This window comes from Streptomyces sp. NPDC000410 (genome assembly GCF_040300305.1).
Lineage (GTDB): Bacteria > Actinomycetota > Actinomycetes > Streptomycetales > Streptomycetaceae > Streptomyces.
Map to the genome: position 1 here is coordinate 1 of NZ_JBEPDM010000105.1, position 6,554 is coordinate 6,554.

The window sequence follows — 6,554 nt, forward strand, 5'->3', positions numbered from 1 at the left end:
GGTATTTACGGGGTGCTGCCATGGTGCTGGTGGTTCTCCTTCGCCAGGACGGTAACCCTGGCATCAGGGACTCCACAAATCTCAGTACAGCTCACGGAGTTGGCCTGCGGGCGTGTTGGTGCTCCGGTGCGTTGAACGGTCTTGTCGGGGCCGGCCGGCTCGGTGGCGCGTTGCAGGGGGGCGGCCTTGGTGTCCGCTGTTGGCCTCACCAGGGCCGCCCCCCTTGCTTCCGGAGCGCGGAGGCCGGTCGCCCCCACCCCCACGAACTGCCTTCCTGGCCGGCCGTGAGGCCCAGGAGGCTGACGAGGGGGGGCAAGCAGGGGAATCTTGGCGGTGGGCAGAAGGGCGTCGGCTGGGGGTTGTGCGGCGTATGCCGGGAGTGTGGCTGCCCCGGCGAGGAGGAGGGTTGCCACGAGCGTGAGGATGGTGCGGCGCAAGCGGTTCATATCCGGGCTTCTCCGGTAGTCGTCTGCCACCGTGACGGATGCCCGGCGGCGGTACCCGTGGGAGCTGGGTGTGCCCGGGCCGGGGGCTGGAATCCTTGTCCATGACAAAGAGCCAGGCAATGACCGACACCAGCGCCCTGGCGCACTCGCATAGCCTTCGTGCCCCCGCAGAGCGGTCAGGTCTGCGGTCAGTCGATGCCGGAGTCGGCGAGGGCTGCGAGTTGGTTGGCGATCCACACTCCGCCTGCAGCGCTCGGTCCCGTCGGGGAGCTGCTCGACGTGCGCCCGGGCAGGCCGGTGAATGGGTGCGCTGGCGGCACCGTGTGGGCGTCAGCCGGGTCGAGTCAGTTGCTTCTGTTCTCACTCCGAAGCGGCTGTGATCATGGCTGCAACGGGGTGACCAAGCTGCTGCTGTCAGGCGCCAGTCGCGAGGATGGCCGACTGTCATGGGCGTGCCTGTGCACGACTCCGGTACGCACGGTCAGGGTTGTCGCAGCAGCTTGTTCAGGGCATCCACGACCTTCTTCCCCTCGGTCGCGGCGCGCGGGTTGCGGTAGCGGAACGCCCAGTCGACAACGAGCTTGCGCTCTCCGTCGTCATTGCACACCCACGTGTCGGCGGTGACGTCGTTGGATCCGGGGCGCAGGAGGGAGCTCGTGCCCTTGCATTCGCTCCCTCGCTGGCCTCGGCGCAGCCTTGGTCGTCGCCTTGCCCATGACGACCCTCGCGGCTGGCCCGGCTCAGGCCACGCCATGGCCGACCAGGTTCGGGGCCACCGATTGCCGGCAGAGCGACCTGGGACTCAAGACGACCCGCGTTCCCGACCCCAACGACGTCACGAAGTACTCCACCTGCAGCATGTGGTTCCAGGGGAAGAAGTCGTGCAAGCGCGGCAAGGTCTTCTCGCCGACGAAGCTGAAGTGCGTGAAGCCCCAGCCCGCAGAGTCTCCCAAGCCCGACAGCTCGCAGGTGGGTGCCACCGTCGGCAAGTAGGCGCCTCAAGGAAGGTGGCTGCGCCGCAGGGTTCCTCCTACGCCTCACCGGCCCATACGCCCTCCGACGCGAGGCCGTTCGGCGGCTGTGATGTCCGGGCGGGTCCTGCTCCCTCCGCAAGGGGGAGCGGGCCTCGCGTGACACGCGCCGTCAGTCCGCGGCGCCCTCGTGGCTCTGGCCCAGGGCAGCGACCTCGCCGATCCAGCGCCGGACCTCCTCCGTGAAGTCCACCCGGCCGACGTCGTGGTGGGCTGCGACGTAGCGAAGGGCCGGCGGCTTGTCGTCCCAGTGCCTCTTGTGCAGCGCGGCCCGGCGGAGGTAGATCTCGCAGCCGACGGAGTTGTTGTGGAAGGTCAGTTCCAGCTCCTGTGGCCCTTCGTGGCCGCTTTGCCGGGTGAGCAGGAAGCTCTGCCGCAGATAGATGGAGTACTCGGTGTCCGGGATGGTCGAGTCGACGATCCGTGAGGTCGTGCAGCCGTAGCCCTCGGCGGTGAAGGCGTCGAAGACGGCCGTGTGCAGGGGTAGCGCGGCGATGCGCAGGGGATCGGAGTCCGTCCGGGTGCTGATCCCCTCGGCCTCGACCTTGGTGTGCAGGGTCAGGGACACCCCGTGGAACCGCTGCCCGTTCACCTCGGACACCGGGCTTCCCCACCAGAGCCGTTGCCGGAAGGGTGACCGCCTCTCCTCGCCCTTCTTCAGGGTGAACCAGCCGCTCGCGGCGGTGGAGGTGAACGAGGGACCCTTGCTCTCGTCGCCGTCGTCCTTGTGGACGCCCGGCGTATCGACGAATGCCTCCAGGTGGATCGACTGCACCTCCACATCACGATCGGGTGCGCGCAGCACCACCTCACCGGTGAGCATCCCTCCCGGTTCGACGGGATCGGACAGGATGACGGTGTCCATCTCGAGCGGTATCCCGCCCTTGTCGCCCCACAGACGTCTGAAGACCATGTGCGCAGGCTAACGTCCCGCCCCGCCCCCGTAAGGATCTTTCCGCTCTCCCCCCGGGGAGGATTTCCGTCCGAGCCATGCCCCGGACGACCACTCGGCGCGAGGAACAGGCGCCGTGCGCCGATGGAGCCCAAGCCCCCAGGGCCACCAACAGGGCCTTGCGCATCCTGCGCTCGGTCGGCGGAGGGTGTGTATGCGGGCTGCGAAGGCGCGAACGCCGCGCAGTGTCCGGTCGTGTCGGACGAGCCCGGCGGCGATGGTGCGGACGGAGGAGCGGTGGACTTCTTGTGGTGCGGCTTGCTCGGCGGCGAGGAGCACGCGGTAGCGGCGGTCTGGTTTGCCCCACTGGTCGAAGGCACGGGCGATGTCGATGAAGTAGCAGCCTGGAGCTCCGGGTTGGGCAGCGCGGCAATGTGCGGGGCGGCCGGCCGGTGGTCTCAGACGCTTTCCGCAGCAGGCTCCGCAACCCTTCGCGCCATTCATTCCACCCGCCTCGGAATCATCAGCAGAGTTGTGTGCCGGGACCGGGTCCCCGGCTCGGATCACTGGGCGGAGATCTTGTGGACGGTGGTGTCGTCGGGGTTCAGTCGTCGCCCGTCCGCGGACAGCACTTCCAGTGCGCGGAGGCGATGTCCCTGTCGGCGGTCGACCAACTGTGAGTGTGGTTCGCCGGGGGCGTAGAAGTTCTGCTCGCCCCACTGCCGCAGTGCCACGATGACGGGGAAGAGCGCCTTGCCCTTCGGAGTCAGCACGTACTCGCGGTAGGCGCTGCCGTCCGAGGCGGGGACGGATTCGAGGACACCGCCGGCGACCAGGGTGCGCAGGCGCGCGGTGAGGATGTTCTTCGCCACGCCGAGGCTGCGCTGGAACTCCCCGAACCGTCGGCTTCCGTCGAAGGCGTCCCGCACGATCAGCAGGGACCACCAGTCGCCGATCGCGTCCACCGACCGGGCGACGGGGCATTCGCTGTTGTCGAAGCGCGTCCTGGTCACCATGGCGGTCCCTCACTCTCACGATGGTTGCAACATGCTACCAGAAAAGCTACCGTCACCATTGGTAGCAAGATGAAACCAGATTTGTGGGGGTGCTGATGCCCGGCAACGGCGAGGCTGTGACACGACGGACCGGGGCCCGAAGAGGGGAAGGCTCCGCGTTCGTCCTGTCCCGTGGCGTCCTCATGCTGTTCGCCGTCGCCTGCGGCGCCGCGGTGGCCAACGTCTATTTCTCCCAGCCGCTCCTGGTGACCATGGGTCACGACCTCGCCCTGAGCCCGGCACTTGTCGGCAGCGTGGTCACCCTCACGCATGTCGGATACGGGCTGGGACTCTTCTTCCTCGTGCCGCTGGGCGACATGGCCGACCGCAGACGGCTCATCGTGGCCCAATTGCTGCTCCTGGTGGTGGCACTGGCCGTCGTAGCCGCCGCCCACACGGCGGCGATCCTGCTCGTGGGCATGGCCGCGATGGGGCTTCTCGCGGTCGTCACGCAGACGCTGGTGGCCTTCGCCGCATCACTGGCTCCTCCCGCCGGGCGCGGACGGGCCGTCGGTCTGGTCACCAGCGGCGTGGTCATCGGAATCCTGCTCGCCCGCACCGCATCGGGTCTCATGGCCGATCTTGCGGGCTGGCGCTCCGTCTACCTCGCCTCGGCGTCGCTCACCGCTGTGCTCGCCCTGGTCCTGTACCGAGTGCTGCCGCGCCACAGTGACGCTCTGCCGACAGCCCTGCGTTACGGACAGCTCCTGCGCTCCACGATCACCCTGTTCGCACGGGAACGAGTGCTGCGGCTCCGGGCCCTGTTCGGTCTGCTGATCTTCGCCGCCTTCAGCACCCTGTGGAGCAGCGTCGCACTGCCGCTCAGCGAGGCCCCGCACTCCCTGCCCCACAGCGCGATCGGGGCGCTGGGGCTGATCGGTGTCGTCGGCGCCCTGGCCGCGACCGTGGCGGGCCGTCTGAACGACCGCGGACTGTCCCGGCGGACCACCGGCATCGCCTTGGCGCTGCTGGCCGCCTCGTGGTTGCCCTTGGCCTTCACCCGCAGCTCGCTCTGGGCCCTGGTCGTCGGGGTGATCCTCCTCGACCTCGCCGTGCAGGCGGTCCATGTCACCAACCAGACGCTGATCTACGCGCTGCACCCGGACGCGGGCAGCCGGCTGATCGGCGGATACATGGTCTTCTACTCGATCGGCAGCGCCACCGGCGCCATCGCCGCGACCTCCCTCTACAGGGTGGCCGGCTGGGGCGCCGTATGCGCACTGGGTGCCGCGTTCAGCTGCGGCGGGCTCGTGCTGTGGGCGTTCACGCGACACAGCACCCCGGACCCCGCCGCCAAGGCGACCTCTCCCAGTGTGCCGGGCGATCGCCCGGCGTGAGTGGCCTTGGGCGAGCATCTCCTGGCCCAGGGCGTGCGCGGCCTTCTTGCGCGCGGCCCGCCGGCCCTTTGTTCGTCTGTCCGTGCCGGGCGAGAGCCGTTGCGGACAGGCAGGACTCGACGAATTCCCGGACGGCTGGGTTGTCGTCGTCAGCCGGGGACCAGGCCACGGCGACCGTGCAGGGGGCGATGCCGGTGACGTGGCGCTGTGTGATGCCCGGGCGGGGGTAGTACCGGGCGGCGGACGAAGGGGCGAGGGCGATGCCGTAGCCGTTGGCGATGGCGTTCAGCCAGTCGTCGGGGTGGCGCGTCTCGGCGCCGATCCGGGGCGGGTGGCCCTCGCGGGCGTCGGTGGCCAGCCACCAGTCGCGCCATGCGCCCGCCTGCGACGGGGCGGCCACGAACGGCTCGTCCCACAGCTCCCGAAAGGCGATCGACTCACGGTCCGCCAGCCGGTGGCCGGCCGGCAGCAGCACGCAGCGCGGCTCGGTGAACAACTCGGCCACACGCCGGCGCTCCTGGCCGGGGAACGGCAGATACAGCAGAGCGGCATCGACCTCGCCATCGGCCAGCCCTGCCGTCGGGTCGGACCATACGCCCTGCCGCATCTCCACCCGCCAGCCCGACCGCCGCGCCCCGAACGAGGCGGTGATCGCCGGTGTCGCCTCATTGGCCCCGCTGCCCATGATCCCCACCCGCAGCACCCGGTCAGTCCTGCGGGAGGCGGCCTCGACCTCCCGTACCGCCTCATCGAGACCATCCAGCAGGGCAGGCACCCGCTCCGCCAGCGCCCGCCCCGGCTCGGTGAGCGCCATGCCCGCCCTGGAGCGGACGAACAGCCGCACCCCGAGTTTCGTCTCCAGCTGCTTGATCTGCTTGGTCAGCGACGGCTGCGCCACGTACAGCCGCTCCGCTGCGCGGGTGAGGTTGCCCTCCTCGGCCACGGTGGCGAAGTAGCGCAGCAATCGAGTGTCCACATCCATGCCGTCAGGCTATGGACGCAGGTATTGGACCGCCATCGCCGGGGTCCGCGAGGGTAGAGGTGATCCAGAGAGGACCCCGCCGTGTATGCCGTGTATCTCACCCTGACCTTGCTGACCGCTGCCGCGACGGGCGCCGGTGCGTACGTGGACTTCACCCGGCACCCGATGGTCGTCGCCATCGCGGAGCGACTTCAGGTGCCTGTGTCCTGGATGTACCCGCTCGGCGCCTGTCTGGGCACAGCCTCGCTGGGACTGCTGGCGGGCCTTGCCCTGCGGCCGCTCGGCGTCGCGGCCGCGGCCGGCCTGATCCTGTACTTCGCCGGCGCAGTGATCACCCACCTGCGGGTGCGCGACTACCAGCTGGGCAGCGCCCTGCTGTTCCTGGCTCTGTCCGCGGCCACGCTCGCCTCAGCGCTGACAGCGCCGCGTTGACCCGGAACGCGGTACGACCGTGGCCACGGCACCGACCTCATGAGCCGGCCCAGTTGGACCGTCTCCTGCATGGTTGTTGGTCGTTGAGCCGCTGATGGTGAGGTGGTCCTAGTGACCTGGTTTTGAGGTGGTGGGTCGCCACGTGAGGCGTCCCCTGTTTCAGATTGCGGTGTTCGCCTGCGGCAGGCCGCCGGTTCGCGCTGTCCTGTGAGCATGGGCGATACCCGGCTGGAACCCGTCGTGCTGTCGCAGGCCGAGCGGCTGACGCTGGAGAACTGGGCCAAGCGCCGCTCGACCGCGCAGGGGCTGGCCGTTCGCGCCCGCATCGTGCTGGCGTGCGCGAACGGCTGGAACAACACCGTGGTCGCCGCGCGGCTCG

6 protein-coding genes and 1 pseudogene are annotated in these 6,554 nt (G+C 69.4%); 3 read left to right on the forward strand and 4 right to left on the reverse strand.

All coding sequences use genetic code 11. The annotated features are described in order from the left end of the window. Positions 1–927: 927 nt before the first annotated feature. Positions 928–1,053: a hypothetical protein gene (locus ABT342_RS37720; protein ID WP_351584017.1), complete on the reverse strand. Its 126-nt coding sequence runs from the start codon at positions 1,051–1,053 to the stop codon at positions 928–930. Between the two features lie 107 nt (positions 1,054–1,160). On the opposite strand from ABT342_RS37720, the gene ABT342_RS37725 reads away from it, so the two are divergent. After that, positions 1,161–1,439, forward strand: a complete 279-nt coding sequence (locus tag ABT342_RS37725) for a carbohydrate-binding module family 14 protein (protein ID WP_351584020.1) — start codon at positions 1,161–1,163, stop codon at positions 1,437–1,439. 150 nt (positions 1,440–1,589) lie between these two features. Here the strand turns inward: ABT342_RS37725 and ABT342_RS37730 are convergent, their stop codons facing one another. Both ABT342_RS37730 and ABT342_RS37735 read right to left on the reverse strand, forming a co-directional pair. Next, positions 1,590–2,390: a sporulation protein gene (locus tag ABT342_RS37730; RefSeq protein ID WP_351584023.1), complete on the reverse strand. Its 801-nt coding sequence runs from the start codon at positions 2,388–2,390 to the stop codon at positions 1,590–1,592. Positions 2,391–2,932: 542 nt separating this feature from the next. After that, entirely contained in the window at positions 2,933–3,385 is a 453-nt protein-coding gene (locus ABT342_RS37735) for a winged helix-turn-helix transcriptional regulator (protein ID WP_351584026.1), read from the reverse strand. Between the two features lie 95 nt (positions 3,386–3,480). On the opposite strand from ABT342_RS37735, the gene ABT342_RS37740 reads away from it, so the two are divergent. Next, positions 3,481–4,761, forward strand: a complete 1,281-nt coding sequence (locus ABT342_RS37740; RefSeq protein ID WP_502965688.1) for an MFS transporter — start codon at positions 3,481–3,483, stop codon at positions 4,759–4,761. Positions 4,762–4,867: 106 nt separating this feature from the next. Here ABT342_RS37740 and ABT342_RS37745 read toward each other — a convergent pair. Continuing rightward, positions 4,868–5,743 (reverse strand): annotated as a pseudogene (locus ABT342_RS37745) (LysR family transcriptional regulator); the annotation flags it as partial. An 81-nt stretch (positions 5,744–5,824) separates the two neighbouring features. On the opposite strand from ABT342_RS37745, the gene ABT342_RS37750 reads away from it, so the two are divergent. Next, positions 5,825–6,175 carry a DoxX family protein gene (locus ABT342_RS37750; protein ID WP_351584032.1) on the forward strand — a complete coding sequence of 117 codons (351 nt, stop codon included), beginning with the start codon at positions 5,825–5,827 and terminating at the stop codon, positions 6,173–6,175. Positions 6,176–6,554 lie beyond the last annotated feature (379 nt).

Bases quoted from the DNA above. Each gene is read 5' to 3' on its own strand.
- ABT342_RS37725 (WP_351584020.1), top strand. From the start codon at position 1,161: ATGACGACCCTCGCGGCTGGCCCGGCTCAGGCCACGCCATGGCCGACC.
- ABT342_RS37730 (WP_351584023.1), bottom strand. From the start codon at position 2,390: ATGGTCTTCAGACGTCTGTGGGGCGACAAGGGCGGGATACCGCTCGAG.
- ABT342_RS37735 (WP_351584026.1), bottom strand. From the start codon at position 3,385: ATGGTGACCAGGACGCGCTTCGACAACAGCGAATGCCCCGTCGCCCGG.
- ABT342_RS37740 (WP_502965688.1), top strand. From the start codon at position 3,481: ATGCCCGGCAACGGCGAGGCTGTGACACGACGGACCGGGGCCCGAAGA.